The sequence below is a fragment of the Bradyrhizobium sp. IC3195 genome (assembly GCF_020193585.1).
GTDB lineage: Bacteria > Pseudomonadota > Alphaproteobacteria > Rhizobiales > Xanthobacteraceae > Bradyrhizobium > Bradyrhizobium yuanmingense.
Window position 1 is genome coordinate 385,468 of sequence record NZ_JADYVG010000002.1, and the last position, 13,018, is coordinate 398,485.

Here is a 13,018-nt window from a genome sequence, read left to right on the forward strand (position 1 = left end):
GGTCACATGTACGACGTTCGATATTCCTATCTGCTCGAGCAATTCGCGGATCCCGCACCGATCCTCGCCGAGATCGGCCGGCTGGTTGCGACCGGTGACTTCACCCTTGGCAAGCCCGTCGCCGAATTCGAGAAACGCTTCGCCGAATTGATCGGCGTCCGGCACGCCATCGGCGTCGGATCCGGCACCGACGCGCTCAAGCTGCCGCTCAAGGCGCTCGGCATCGGTCATGGCGACGAGGTCATCACCGCCGCGAACACCTTCATCGCCACGGTCGGCGCGATCGCGGAAACCGGCGCGACGCCGGTTCTTGTCGATTGCGACGATTCCTTCTGCATGAACGTGGACCAGGTCGAGGCTGCCATCACCGGGAAGACCAAGGCGATCATGCCGGTCCAGTTGACCGGCGAGGTCACCGACATGGGCAAGCTGATGCCGATCGCGCAGCGCCACAAGCTGCCTGTGGTCGAGGACGCCTGCCAGGGCATCCTGTCGGAGTTCGCGGGAAAACGCTCCGGCACGCACGGCATCGCGGCCGGCTTCTCGCTGCATCCGCTCAAGAACCTCAACGTCTGGGGCGATGCCGGCGTCGTCGTCACCAATGACGACGGCATGAACGAAAAGCTCCGCCTGATCCGCAACCACGGCATGAAGAACCGCGACGAGATCGCGATCCTCGGCTGCAACTCGCGGCTCGATTCCCTGCAGGCCGTGGTCGGCAACTGGCTGATCGGCCAGACCAGCGAGATCACGCGCCGCAGAATCGAAAATGCGGCCTATTACGATGCGGGTCTCGCCGGCCTGCCCGGCCTGCGCGTCCCGCCGCGCCGTCCCAACGTGAAGCACGTCTACCATCTCTACATGGTGTTCGCCGAACGTCGCGACGAGCTCTACAAATATTGCCTGGACAACGGCATCGAGGCCAAGATCCACTATCCCATCCCGCTGTATCAGCAGGAAGGCCTGAAGCATCTCGGCTACGCGCCGGGCACGTTCCCGGTCACCGACCGCCATGCCAAGGAAGTCATCAGCTTCCCGGTCGACCAGCACCTGACGCGCGCCCAGCAGGACCGCGTCATTGAGACCGTCAGGAAGTTCTGCCATGGACGCTGACACCGGCCGCCGGCGCATCGGCTACGTCAATCTTCCCGCGCAGTTCGAGGAAGAGCGCGCCGAGATCATGCAGGCGGTCGAGGGCGTGTTCCAGCGCGGCGACTTCATCGGCGGGGCGGCGGTCGGAAGGCTCGAGGAGGAATTATCCGCCTATCTCGGCTCGCCGCATGTGGTGACGCTGAATTCGGGCACCGACGCGCTGATCCTCGCCATGCGGGCGCTCGACATCGGTCCCGGCGACGAGGTGATCACGCCGCCGAATTCGTTCGTGGCATCGACCGCCGCGATCATCGCGGTCGGCGCCACGCCGGTGTTTGCGGACGTGCTGCCGGACCAGAACATCGATCCGGCCGCGGTCGAGGCCGCCGTCACGCCGCGGACCAAGGCGATCATGCCGGTGCATCTGACCGGACGCATGGCCGACATGGCTCCGCTGATGGCGATCGCTGCGAAGCACGCGCTCGCCGTGATCGAGGACAGCGCCCAGGCGGTCGGCTCGACCTATGACGGCCGGATGAGCGGCACGATCGGCACCTTCGGCTGCTTCTCCGCCCACCCGTTGAAGAATCTCAATGCCGCCGGAGATGCCGGCTTCCTCGTCACTGCCAACGCCGAGCTTGCCGCAAGAATCCGACGGCTGCGCAATCACGGCCTGATCAACCGCAGCGACGTCCAGGAATGGGGGATCGTGTCGCGGCTCGACACGCTCCAGGCCGAGGTGCTGCGCATCCGCCTGCGCCACCTTTCTTCCGTGATCGAACGCCGGCGGCGCAACGCCGCGCAATACCGCGCCGAGCTCGCCGGCCTGCCCCTGTTCATTCCGCCCTGCCGGAACATCGAGTTCAACACCTTCCACACTTTCGTGGTGCAGACCGAGCGTCGCAACGACTTCCAGAAATATCTTGCCGACAAAGGCATCGAGACCGCGATCCATTATCCGGTCCCGATCCACCTGCAGCCGGCAGCAGCGCATCTCGGCCATGGCCGCGGCGCGTTCCCGGTGACGGAACGGCAGGCGGACCAGATCCTCACGCTTCCCATCAACCAGTTCCTGTCGGCCGCCGACATCAGCTATATTTGCGCGACCGCCCGGGAGTATTTTGCATGACGGACACGGACTTCCTGCACGCCGACGAGCAGGCGCTGGCGCAGCGTTTCATCGACGATGGCTTCGTCACCACCCCGGCCGACGATCGCGCCGGGCTCGACCGGATCCAGCGCCGTGCTGCCGAGCTCGCGGCGGACTATCTGAAGCTGCCGCACAGCAACGATCCCTACGCGATGCTCGACACCATCCACACGCGGGTGAGCGTGGATGATCTCAACGGCCTGCGGCTGCACGTCTTCAACGGCCTCAACGCCGAGCCCTGGTTCCGGCCGACCTATTTCCGCCTGGCGCGCTCGACGATCGAGACCATCGTCGGCAACGAGCTCTGCATGCAGCGCCGCGTCAATCTCAGCATCCAGCTTCCCGGCGACAGCTCCTCGCTGCTCGCCACCCATTCCGACGTCTGGTCGGGCGACTCGCCGTTCGAGGTCGTGGTGTGGGTGCCGCTGGTTGATGTCCACCGCACCAAGTCGATGTATCTGCTGCCGCCGTCCCTGAACGGCGAGATGCAGGACCGGATGGCGGCCTTGCGCAGCGCCGAAGAGCTCTACAAGACCATCAAGCCGCACGCGACCTTCATCGAGATTCCCTACGGTCACGTCATGCTGTTCAACCAGACCCTGATGCACGGCAATCGCGTCAACGAGGAAGCCGGCACGCGCTGGAGCATGAACTGCCGCTTCAAGAGCATCATGTCGCCCTACGCGGACAAGCGCTTCGGCGAGTTCTTCGAGCCGATCCTGCTGCGCCCCGCAACCCGTGTCGGGATGCAGTACAAGCTGCCGGGAGGCTTCCATGGCTGAGCGAGCCGGCCACCGCGGCTATATCGGCGCCAGGCCGCTGAACGGCAGCCGCACCCCGCAGCACGTCCAGAACATCGTGATCCGCGACTATGCGCGGCGCAAGAACCTGCACTATCTGTTGAGCGCCGCCGAGCACACCATGCCCGGCAGCTACATGGTGCTGGAAGACATCCTGGACGAGCTGCCGCAGCTGCGTGGCCTGATCCTCTACAGCATCTTCATGCTGCCGCCCGACGAGGCTCGGCGGCGGCAGATCTACGACCGCGTGCTGCGCGAGGGCTGCGATCTCCATGCAGCGGTCGAGGAGATCACGCTGGCGTCTCAGAAGGACATCCAGGCCGTCGAGGACATCCTGCTCGTCAACAGGTTCGCGACTATCCTGTGATGATGCCGCGGACCGGTTGGCCCCCATGACCGAGATCAACCTGCTCCAGCCGATGCACGCATCGACGAGGCGGGACTACGTCCAGCGCGTGGTCGAGCACGACAAGGCGGAATCCGCCACTGTGGCGCGGCAATGGGGACGCGACTATTGGGACGGCGACCGGCGCTACGGCTACGGCGGCTATCGCTATGACGGACGGTGGCGCCCGCTCGCCCAGACCCTGATCGATCGCTACGGCATCAAACCGGGCATGAGCGTACTCGACGTCGGCTGCGGCAAGGGCTACCTGCTCTATGAGTTCACCCAGCTCGTCCCCGATCTCAGGATCGCCGGCATCGACATCTCCGAGTATGGCATCGCCAACGCCAAGGAGGAGGTGCGGCCGCATTTGAAGGTCGGCAGCGCCGTCGAGCTCCCCTACCCCGACCACAGCTTCGACCTCGTCGTCTCGCTCGGCGTGCTGCACAACCTTCCGCTCGAGGACGTGTTCCGCGCAGTGCCCGAGATCGAGCGCGTCGGACGCGGCACCTCGAAATATCTGATGGTCGAATCCTTCCGCAACGAGCGCGAGAAGGCCAATCTGCTTTACTGGCAGCTCACCTGCCTGAGCTTCCACGGCCCGCAAACATGGGCCTGGATCTACGACAAATGCGGGTATCGGGGCGACCATGGGTTCATCTTCTTCGAATGAGGCAGGCCTGCACCGGCCGACCTCGTTGCGCGCGCAAAATCCGGAAGTGTACTATTCGGACGATGCCATCGTCACCGCGGACGATGCCACGATCGCGGAGCTGAAGCGCATCGCCGCCGGCAACCCGCGCCTGCGCAGTCGGCTGTGCACGCATCCCGATCCTTCGTCCGGACTGCACGAGATGCTGATCGTGCACCATCGCGAAGCCTATGTGCGGCCGCACAAGCACCTTGGCAAACCTGAATCGTTCCACGTGATCGAAGGGACCGCGCAGGTCGTGATCTTCGAGGACGACGGCGGCATTCGCGAGGTGCTCGAGATGGCGCCCTACGGTCAGGGCAAACGCTGCTATTATCGCATGCCGGAACAGGTCTTCCACTCGATCCTGATCACCTCGGAATGGCTGGTATTTCACGAAACCACCGCCGGCCCGTTCGATCCTTCGCGCACGGCATTTCCCGACTGGGCGCCTGATGGCAGCGACGCTGCCGCGGTGCAGGACTACGTCACAAGAATTGGTAGGCTCGCCGCGGAGCATCTGAACAAACGAGGCAAAGCCTAGGACCATGGTCACCCCCGTCGGTTTCGACGATGCTCGCACGAATGTAGATCCGAAAGCTGCGGCTCTCCGACAACGGGAGCGGGCGGGCATTGGATACGTCTACGTCGCTCTGGTTCTCGCCTTTGTTACGGCCGTGCCCGCGCTGTTCGCGCGTGAGGTCTTCGGCGACGATTGGACTGTGTACTACATCTATTGGACTCAAGGTGCCGCTGGCGTCGCTCGCGTGCTGTGGGAGTCGGCACACGCCGGCTTCGCAATCCCGATGACGCTGTTTGTGGCGCTTTTGAACGATACTCCCGATGTCTCTGCGCGGCTCGCGGGACTAGCCTGCCATCTGGTCAACGGCGTGTTGCTTCACTCCGTCCTGTCGCGATCATCCTATACGAGACGGATCGCCGGTCTTGTCACGGCTCTGTTCCTGCTCAGCCCGTTCTATGCAATTCGCCTGACACTCAACGCGGTCTACGACTTCTTCCTGCTCTTCTATCTGCTGTCCTACGAGCTGTCCTATTCGAAGGTGCGGGCGCTTCGATGGAGCGCACCTTTTTGTCTGTTATTCGCGTTGTCGCTCGAGACTCTGATCGCCCTCGAACCGGTTCGCGTCGTGCTCACCTGGTCTGGTCCCGAGCGGTGGAGGCAGAAACTCGCGCGTCTTGTACCGTTCTGGCTGGCCGTTGCAGCCATGATCGTTCTGCGACTGACAATTCTGGGGAAGAGCGGCCACTACGCCGGACAATACAGTTTCGCGAACGATTTCTCGATCATAGCCAATGCGCTCTATGCGCACCTCATGGCCTTCCCGAGCGGCCTGAGCTACGCATATTCTCACGGGGGTGCGCTGCTGGGGCTTCCAGTTTCCGCGGCAGTGACATTGGCCACGATCGCCGTCTTTGCCCGGTTCTCATCGACAGCATTGTGGACGCCCTGGCTGCTGAACGGCCGCTCGACCACGAATGCGATGCTTCTGCTGCTGGTGCTGGGAGCCGCGATTGCCCTCATCGGCGCGCTGCCCTACGCTCTTACCGGAATTTATGGCGACGTGACGCGGGGCGAGTCCAGGCTACTCTTTCCCTCGCAGTTCGGCGTCTTGATCCTGATGGCGACCGTTGTGCAGGCGATTCCGGGATCGCGCGTCCGCGCAGCCGTCGCGGGGGGCTTGGTCGCGATCTTCGCCTTGTCGTCGGCTCACGATTCCAAATGGCTGCTCTACGACGGGTTGCTCAGCAGCGACATGCTGCGGCAAGTCCGAGCAGCCTTGCTCGCGGACCCCGAGCCAAAGGTCGTCAAGCTCCAGTTCGAGAACTCGCACGTCTTCTCGTTCCGCTCACGATGCCTCGGCGGCAATGACATGAACGTGGCACAGACGATCCTGCGGGATGAAAATCGCGAGCGGTCGTTTATCTACACGGACTACTGCGGGGATTTTACTGATCCTCATTTCGTTGTGAACGGCAACTGCCCAGTTTCCTACCTCGAGACCTTTCCTTGCCCACCCCGTCGCGAGACCTGGCGCTATCGCGCCGCCCCGGGAATTCCACGACCCGACGACATTGGATTCATCGAGCTTCTGACGGCGACCCTCGGAAATAACTCCTCGGCCACGGAGGGCCGCGGTGAACTGATGCAGTTGAAGGATGGAGAGCCGGCCCCTGTGGCGAGAGCCGAGTATCGGCCGCCTTGCAATCGGCCTGGCGTCCGAGGCGCAGCCTGGTTGCTGGCGCTGCCGGCCCCGGCATGTGAAGGTGCTGCCTCTGGAGTTCGCTAGAGCATGCGTCAGCCATGGAGGGTTCCAGCGCCCGTCATCCAGACACAAACATTGCCATGCCGGAGGCAACCACGGGCTTCGCGGGATTGTTCAGGGAACGCTGTGGTGGTAGAAGCGCCTCGCAACGGGAAGTTCAGGCAATTGGGGACTGGACGTGATTTCAGAGAAAGTTAGATTTTCCGCTGTGTTCGACGCAGCCTCCTCCCCGACTTCGATCGTAGCTAGCCTCGAGACCTCCTAGTGGAGTACACAAGGGAATTCTCGATCGCCGCCAGAGCTGTTGTGGCCGCCCTGCTGGGATGCGCCGTCGCCTACGTGGTGCTGCTGCTGGTGAAAAATCACCTTCCGTCATTTCAATCAAATTTCGTCGAAGGCTTCGACATGGCCTTGGCAGACAGGAATTGCGATTTCTGCAAGAAGGCGTTCTACGGCTCGTTCTTCCTGTCCGGGCCGATTGCGGCAGCAGCGGCATTGTACGCGACGTATCGATCATCGGGCTCGCTCGCACTGAGCGCCATCACGGCGAGCTTCGTCTATCTTGCCCTCGGCGCTGCCAACGATTGGAGGAGCCCCGGGATCGCGATCGCCCTGCTGGCGGTCGCCGCTATCACCGTCGCGCTCAATCGAGACGCCAACAATTACCTTCCTGCTGCAAAACCCTCGACCGACACCCGGTTCGGCGTGGGGGCCGGCGATCTGCTCGCGATCATATTCCTCGCTCTGCTGCTGATCCCCTCCGACCTCGAAGGCCTGACCGCGGCCGTGAGGGACGAAGCGCACAAGGTAAGTTACTTCATCGGTCCCGCGCTTTATGGCTACGCCCCCGGGCTCGTTCCCGGATTGGACTTCCATTCGCATTACGGCCCTGCGCTCGGCTGGTTCTTTCATCTCATCATGGGAGATGGCTGGAAATCGGCGGCGATGCGAGCGGTCGGATTGAACATCGCGGTCACGCTCGCGACCTACGTCCAGGCCTACTTTCTTCTGTATTACTTGATCCGCTCGAAGCTTGCCGCGATCGCCGTCATCACGGCGCTCGCCGTGCTGGCTTTCTCTACGACCGGCCAGTTCTACTCGCCATCTGCCTACCCGACGCGATTTCCGCTCTTGATCGTCTTTGCGCTCGCGATCAGCCTGCACTGCACCGCTCCCGGGCGCCTGACATGGCTAATCCTATCGGCCATCATGAGCGCCGTCTCGCTGCTCTGGCAGACCGAGATCGGGCTGTTCTTCCTTGTGACGGGTACCTTCGTCGCGGCGATCGCCGGAGGGTTTCCGAACTATCGCAATGCCCTCGTGTTCGCAGTCACATCGATAGGTGCCGCAATCCTGATGTGCCTGGTGCTGTTCGGCACGAGAGCCTTCTCCCTGGAGTTTCTGATCGAATGCTTTCGCCCGCTCGTACTCTACGGGACCGGGTGGGGAAGCACGCCCATCAAATGGGACTTGGGCTGGGGCATCATCTACAATCTGCCGCTCCAGATCGTCGGATGCATCACCGTCGGCTGGGCCGCGATCCGGCTGTCACGGCCCTCCGATTCCTGGCATGACCGGTTCGTGACCGGGATTCTGCTGACGCTGTCGATGATTGGCATGGCGCTGATGATCAAATGGGTCAACCGGACGCTGGACGCTGTCTGGCACCAGAACGCGTTGCCGCTGGTGATGGTCTCGGCCTGGTGGATCCGCCAGTTTTCAACGGGGTGGCAACCGTCGTTCCGAAGAACCGCCGGCGCCATAACGGCCGCTGCGACCGTTCTTGCGCTGCTGTTCGTCCAGGACAAGAACAATCCCCACCTCTACGGCCTGAGATCGTATGCAACTTATCCCAGCCTTCTGCGGTGGCCGTTCGTCTCGAGCCCGGCGGTCACGTGGCAGGAGGACCTGGATCAGATCACCGAGGCCGATGCGAAGTTCATCCAGGATAAAACCAGGCCAGACGAGAGGGTTCTGGTCATCGCCCTCAGGGATTGGGCCTATCTGGCCCAGGCCCATCGGGCGCCGATGGCCTATTTCATGCCGTTCCTGGTGTCCTTTGACGCGCGGTTCCTGGATCGCTCGATGAACCCGGCGGACCGGCTGTTCTACGACAGCATGGTTGAGCGCAGGCCGGAGTACCACCATGTTCAAGAGGTCATGAAGCGGATCAAGCGGGATTTCGTGGCCGTGGAGACCCGGGGTAATTTAACACTCTACGAGCGGCGGCGGCCTTGACGTCGACCGTGCTCGCAGTCGTCGCGCGCGTACATGGCCGGCCGCATCCACCTCCAATTGAGGGACGGCGGCACGTCTTGCAAGACCTATCCACGGCTGCTACCTGCTTTGGCCGAGAACGCACAGGCCGGAGGAATGCCCCGCGTAACCCGGTTATGATGTATCCGGGAGCGTCTCGTTGCCGGCCACGCCGGTTTCCATTGAAGGTCGCCTCGTCAGACCTGCTCAAATGCGAGAATAATCAGTGACCGATCATTGCCGCCTCTGCCATTCGACCAACCTGCGACCGGTCATCGACCTCGGGCAAATGCCAATCGCGCATCGACTTCGGCGCAGCCGGAACGAGCAGGAGGAGCGGTATCCGTTCGAGGTCCTCGCCTGCGGCGACTGCGGCCTGCCGCAGATCGTCAAGCCGATTGATCCAGACATCCTCTATCGCCAGTTCAACTACAATTTCAGCAGCTGGAAGCCGGAGCCGCACCAGGTCGACGAGCTCGACACCATCGCGAAATTCTCGAAGCACCAATCCGTGTTCGAGATTGGATGCAACGACGGCCTGTTCATGGATAAGCTGCGCGAACGCGGCGCGAAGGTCCTGGTGGGTGTGGAGCCCAACCCCGTGTCGGGCAAGATTGCCCGCGAACGCGGCATCAAGGTCTATTCCGACATGATCAGCCCGGCCCTGTGTCACGACGCGGTCGCCCAGTCCGGCAAGTTCGATCTTGTGGTCTCGCGCCAGGTGCTGGAGCACATCGTCGATTTCGAGAACTTCTTCGACTGCGTGAAGATCGCGCTCAGCGACGACGGACTGCTGTTCATCGACGTGCCCGACTTTGATCCCGGTTCGACGGCGGGCGACCTCTCCGTGCTGTGGGAGGAGCACGTCAGCTACTTCACCGAGCCGACGCTACTCGCGCTCTTGGTCCGCCACGGCTTCGAGGCCGTCTCGGTGAAGAAATACAATTTCAGCGGCGGCAGCCTCGCGATCGCCGCCCGTCGTGCAACCCGCGACGTGACGCCGCCGCCTGCGCCCTCCGGCGTCGGCGAGAAATTCGGCCAGCGCGCAAGGGAGTACGGCGCGCGCCTGCGGCCGATCCTCGCCAAGGCCCGTGCGAACGGCGCCGAGATTGCCATCTACGGCGCGGGCTGCCGCGCCTGCACCTTCACCAACGCGCATGAGCTGGCGGAGCTCGTCGATCTCTCCGTCGACGACCAGAAGGAGCGCCAGGGGCTGTTCCTGCCCGGCACCGGCATACCGATCCGTTCGCCGGACGAACTCGCCGGCAAGTCGGAGCCGCTCGTCTGCCTTCTCGCCGTGAACCAGGAAAACGAAGCCAAGGTCAGCAGCCGGCTGCGCGAGAACGTGAAGCGGCCGCTGCACATCGTTTCGATTTTCGCGCCCTCCGACATCTGGAGCGAGCTCGACCGGCTCGAGGCGGCCTTGGGTTAGGGACGCGGCATGGCTGACGAGAAGCTCTTCAATTACTACGAACGTCAGGACGTCCTACCGACGTTCGGGAATTTCAAATCGGCCGCCGAACTCGATGCATATGCCAGCCAGCGGCGCGAGCTGTTTTCAGACAAGCTCGTGCTGCCGCCGCGGCTGTTCCGCGATGCGGAGGTGCTCGAATTCGGTCCAGATTCCGGTGAGAATGCGCTGGTGTTTGCCGGCTGGGGCGCGAACATGGCGCTCGCCGAACCGAACCGGCATGCGCATCCGAAAATTGAGGCCTATTTCGCGCATTTTGGCCTGAGCGAGCGCCTGCGCGAACTCGCGTTGGCCGATGTCGAGGGATTTCGCAGCGAGCGCCGCTACGACATCATCGATGCCGAAGGTTTCATTTACACCGTGCAGCCGACCGAAAATTGGCTCGGCGTCTTCCATCGGCTGCTCAATCCGGACGGTTTCGCCGTCGTGTCCTATTACGAGCGCTATGGCGGCTTCTTCGAGCTCGCGCTCAAGGCAATCCATGCCGCCGGCAAGGCTTTGTCAGGCCGTCCCGCACTCGAAACCGCGAAGACGCTTTTCGACGCGAAATGGAACAGCATTCCGCACACCCGCAGCTTCGAATCCTGGCTGATGGACGTGCTCGAGAACCCGTTCGTCCGGCATCGGTACTTCCTCGACGCAGCCGCCTTGTGCACGGCAGCGCATGAGCAGGGATTCGACATCCATTCGGCGTGGCCAGCCTATCGCGACAGCCTGGACGTCTACTGGCACAAGAAGGTTCTCTCCGCCGACGAGAAGCTGCGGCGTGCGGCGCGCCATCTCCACCGCAGCCGCCTCAGCTTCCTCGGCGGACGCAAGCTCTACCTGGTCGGCAAGGCCGATGCCGTGGCGGCGATTTCGGCATCGATCGAGACGCTGGTTCTCGACGTCGACGCGATGATCGACGCCCCCTTCGGCGAGAGCCTGCCGCGCGTGATCGCAAGCCTTGCGTCCTTACGCGAGGCGATCCGAACGACGGACATTCTCGCGGACGATGCTTCCGACATCGAAACCATCGTTGCGACGCTCGCCAGTTTCCACCGCATCTTCGCCGCGATCGGGCGACGCGATGCGCCTGCGGTCACGGCCCTGACCCAGACAGATCCGGCATTCATCAACACCTGGGGACAGCCGGCGCATTTCCTCGTCATCCGGAAGCGCTTCAAGGGATCATAGCCAGTGAGGCCAGGCATTGGCATCATCGGAACGGGGATGGTCGGCCAGATGTGCCACCTCGCCAATTTCGTCGCCAATCCCGCCTGCCGCGTCGTCGCCATCGCCGATCTCCGGCCGGATCTCGCTGGCGCCGCAGCGCAGAAGTTCGGCATCTCGCAGGTCTACGGCACGCATCGGGAGCTGCTCGCGGACGCTGCGGTGTCCGCTGTCGTGGTCGTGACAAAGCGGCGAGCCACCGGTCCGATCGTGCTGGACGCGTTGAACAGCGGCCGCCACGTGCTGTCGGAGAAACCGATGGCCTATACGACGGCTCAGGCGACGTTGCTGGTCGAAGCGGCGCGGCAGCGAAACCTCGTCTACAGCGTCGGCTACATGAAGCGTCACGATGCCGGTGTGGCGCGCGCGCTCGATGTGCTGACGCGCTTGCGCAATGACCGATCGCTCGGACGCGTGGTCCGCGCCAAGGGCTGGTGCTTCGGCGGCGACACCGGCCGGTCGCGCGACAATTTCGTGATGACCGGCGAAACACGGCCGGACGGGATCGAACTCTGGAAGGACGGTCCCGACTGGATGCCGAGCACGATGCGGGCCGGCTACGACAACTTTCTGAACGTCTTCAGCCATATCATCAATCTGACGCGCTACCTGCTCGGATCATCGCCAACGCTCGCCGACAGCTCCGTCGAAACTTCGGGAGCCGCGCGCATCACCCTCGACTTCGACAGCATCGCTTGTACGCTGGATCTCGTGAACGGGTCCGAGGGAGCCTGGCGCGAGGGTCTGACGATCGATTTCGAGCGCGGCGCGGTGACCTTGAAACTGCCCCCGCCCTTTGCCGAGCAAGAGGCGGAGGTCATCGTCGAGCACGATGGTCAAAGCACGCATCTGACGGGTGAAAAGAGCTGGGCATTTCGGCGCCAGGCCGACGCCTTCGTTTCCGATATCGCCGAGGGACGCACCCCCCTCGCCTCCGGCAAGGACTCGGTGACCGACATCTCACTGGCGGAGATGGTCTACAAGCGGCGGGCTGACGGCATCGCATGATGCGGAAGTTTGCGCAGCCAGCCGTTTCCATCGCGACACACGCGAGTCCGCGTGACAATCGCCAGTCAAAGGCGCCGGGCTGCCTTGACCTGAAAAATACGACCCCCTATAGACTTTCGCTCTGACTGGCCTGAGAGGCGTCCGGGACGATTTTCCGCAATGAACCTGCTACCGGGCCCGGCGCAAGCTGCTGCGATTGGTGTCAGCCTCGCCTTTCCACTGTTGTTGCTGCTTTACGCGCGCATCGCCGCCACCGGCGGAGCCGGCCGTCGCTTCCGGCTGGGCTGCATCAGCGTCGTCATCCTTTACGCCGTCGCCTGTATCGCCCTTCCAGGTCAGCGCCACGTCGGCGATGTGCTTGGCGGTCTCTTCCTGCTCGGGACCGCAATGATGCTCTGCTACATCCTGTTCAGCCTGCTGGCCTGGGGCTTCACGCTGACGCTGCTCACCGCACTCGTTCAGGCTGGACATCCTCTCACCCTGGAGCAATGGGCGACAGCCTACATGCAAGGTGGAGATCTCGGCACCTTCACGCACAACCGCCTGAAGCTCCTGATCGGGGCCGGGATGGTCATCACGGCGGACGGCCGGCTTGCCCCCACCTCCAAGGGGGTTGCGGTAGCGCATCTCGTCAAGCTCGTTCGTCTGTCGACAGGCCTTGGGTGAGT

Annotated in this window: 12 protein-coding genes; all 12 read left to right on the top strand. The window is 63.1% G+C overall.

Going from position 1 to position 13,018, the window contains the following annotated elements; all coding sequences use genetic code 11:
• The first annotated feature begins 6 nt into the window (after positions 1-6).
• The 12 genes from I6F09_RS05500 (at position 7) to I6F09_RS05555 (ending at position 13,016) form a co-directional block, all read left to right on the top strand.
• Positions 7-1,113: a DegT/DnrJ/EryC1/StrS family aminotransferase gene (locus I6F09_RS05500; protein WP_109143350.1), complete on the top strand. Its 1,107-nt coding sequence runs from the start codon at positions 7-9 to the stop codon at positions 1,111-1,113.
• Entirely contained in the window at positions 1,103-2,221 is a 1,119-nt protein-coding gene (locus tag I6F09_RS05505) for a DegT/DnrJ/EryC1/StrS family aminotransferase (RefSeq protein ID WP_109143349.1), read from the top strand. Before I6F09_RS05500 ends, I6F09_RS05505 begins: the two co-directional genes overlap by 11 nt.
• Positions 2,218-3,024: a sporadic carbohydrate cluster 2OG-Fe(II) oxygenase gene (locus tag I6F09_RS05510; RefSeq protein ID WP_025037016.1), complete on the top strand. Its 807-nt coding sequence runs from the start codon at positions 2,218-2,220 to the stop codon at positions 3,022-3,024. The genes I6F09_RS05505 and I6F09_RS05510 overlap by 4 nt, the downstream gene beginning before the upstream one ends.
• On the top strand, positions 3,017-3,409 hold the full coding sequence (locus tag I6F09_RS05515; protein ID WP_036010940.1) for an LIC12192 family sporadic carbohydrate cluster protein: 393 nt from the start codon (positions 3,017-3,019) through the stop codon (positions 3,407-3,409). The genes I6F09_RS05510 and I6F09_RS05515 overlap by 8 nt, the downstream gene beginning before the upstream one ends.
• 25 nt (positions 3,410-3,434) lie before the next feature.
• Positions 3,435-4,100: a class I SAM-dependent methyltransferase gene (locus I6F09_RS05520; RefSeq protein ID WP_036027638.1), complete on the top strand. Its 666-nt coding sequence runs from the start codon at positions 3,435-3,437 to the stop codon at positions 4,098-4,100.
• Positions 4,078-4,662 (top strand): WbuC family cupin fold metalloprotein, encoded by a 585-nt coding sequence (locus I6F09_RS05525; protein ID WP_050996026.1) that lies wholly within the window; start codon positions 4,078-4,080, stop codon positions 4,660-4,662. The genes I6F09_RS05520 and I6F09_RS05525 overlap by 23 nt, the downstream gene beginning before the upstream one ends.
• 4 nt (positions 4,663-4,666) lie before the next feature.
• On the top strand, positions 4,667-6,427 hold the full coding sequence (locus tag I6F09_RS05530) for a hypothetical protein (RefSeq protein WP_225187629.1): 1,761 nt from the start codon (positions 4,667-4,669) through the stop codon (positions 6,425-6,427).
• 240 nt (positions 6,428-6,667) lie between these two features.
• On the top strand, positions 6,668-8,641 hold the full coding sequence (locus tag I6F09_RS05535; RefSeq protein WP_225187630.1) for a hypothetical protein: 1,974 nt from the start codon (positions 6,668-6,670) through the stop codon (positions 8,639-8,641).
• 244 nt (positions 8,642-8,885) lie between these two features.
• The gene (locus I6F09_RS37680) at positions 8,886-10,091 is read left to right on the top strand and encodes a class I SAM-dependent methyltransferase (RefSeq protein ID WP_036010928.1); all 1,206 of its coding nucleotides are present in this window, start codon (positions 8,886-8,888) and stop codon (positions 10,089-10,091) included.
• A 9-nt stretch (positions 10,092-10,100) separates the two neighbouring features.
• Positions 10,101-11,306, top strand: coding sequence for a class I SAM-dependent methyltransferase (locus I6F09_RS05545; protein ID WP_225187631.1), 1,206 nt, complete (start codon positions 10,101-10,103; stop codon positions 11,304-11,306).
• A 3-nt stretch (positions 11,307-11,309) separates the two neighbouring features.
• On the top strand, positions 11,310-12,350 hold the full coding sequence (locus tag I6F09_RS05550) for a Gfo/Idh/MocA family oxidoreductase (RefSeq protein WP_225187632.1): 1,041 nt from the start codon (positions 11,310-11,312) through the stop codon (positions 12,348-12,350).
• A 159-nt stretch (positions 12,351-12,509) separates the two neighbouring features.
• Entirely contained in the window at positions 12,510-13,016 is a 507-nt protein-coding gene (locus I6F09_RS05555) for a hypothetical protein (RefSeq protein ID WP_225113242.1), read from the top strand.
• The last annotated feature ends 2 nt before the right edge of the window (positions 13,017-13,018 follow it).

Coding starts and splice junctions, on each gene's coding strand:
- I6F09_RS05530 (WP_225187629.1), top strand. CDS start 4,667: ATGGTCACCCCCGTCGGTTTCGACGATGCTCGCACGAATGTAGATCCG.
- I6F09_RS05510 (WP_025037016.1), top strand. CDS start 2,218: ATGACGGACACGGACTTCCTGCACGCCGACGAGCAGGCGCTGGCGCAG.
- I6F09_RS05520 (WP_036027638.1), top strand. CDS start 3,435: ATGACCGAGATCAACCTGCTCCAGCCGATGCACGCATCGACGAGGCGG.
- I6F09_RS05525 (WP_050996026.1), top strand. CDS start 4,078: ATGGGTTCATCTTCTTCGAATGAGGCAGGCCTGCACCGGCCGACCTCG.
- I6F09_RS05500 (WP_109143350.1), top strand. CDS start 7: ATGTACGACGTTCGATATTCCTATCTGCTCGAGCAATTCGCGGATCCC.
- I6F09_RS05555 (WP_225113242.1), top strand. CDS start 12,510: ATGAACCTGCTACCGGGCCCGGCGCAAGCTGCTGCGATTGGTGTCAGC.
- I6F09_RS05505 (WP_109143349.1), top strand. CDS start 1,103: ATGGACGCTGACACCGGCCGCCGGCGCATCGGCTACGTCAATCTTCCC.
- I6F09_RS05545 (WP_225187631.1), top strand. CDS start 10,101: ATGGCTGACGAGAAGCTCTTCAATTACTACGAACGTCAGGACGTCCTA.
- I6F09_RS05515 (WP_036010940.1), top strand. CDS start 3,017: ATGGCTGAGCGAGCCGGCCACCGCGGCTATATCGGCGCCAGGCCGCTG.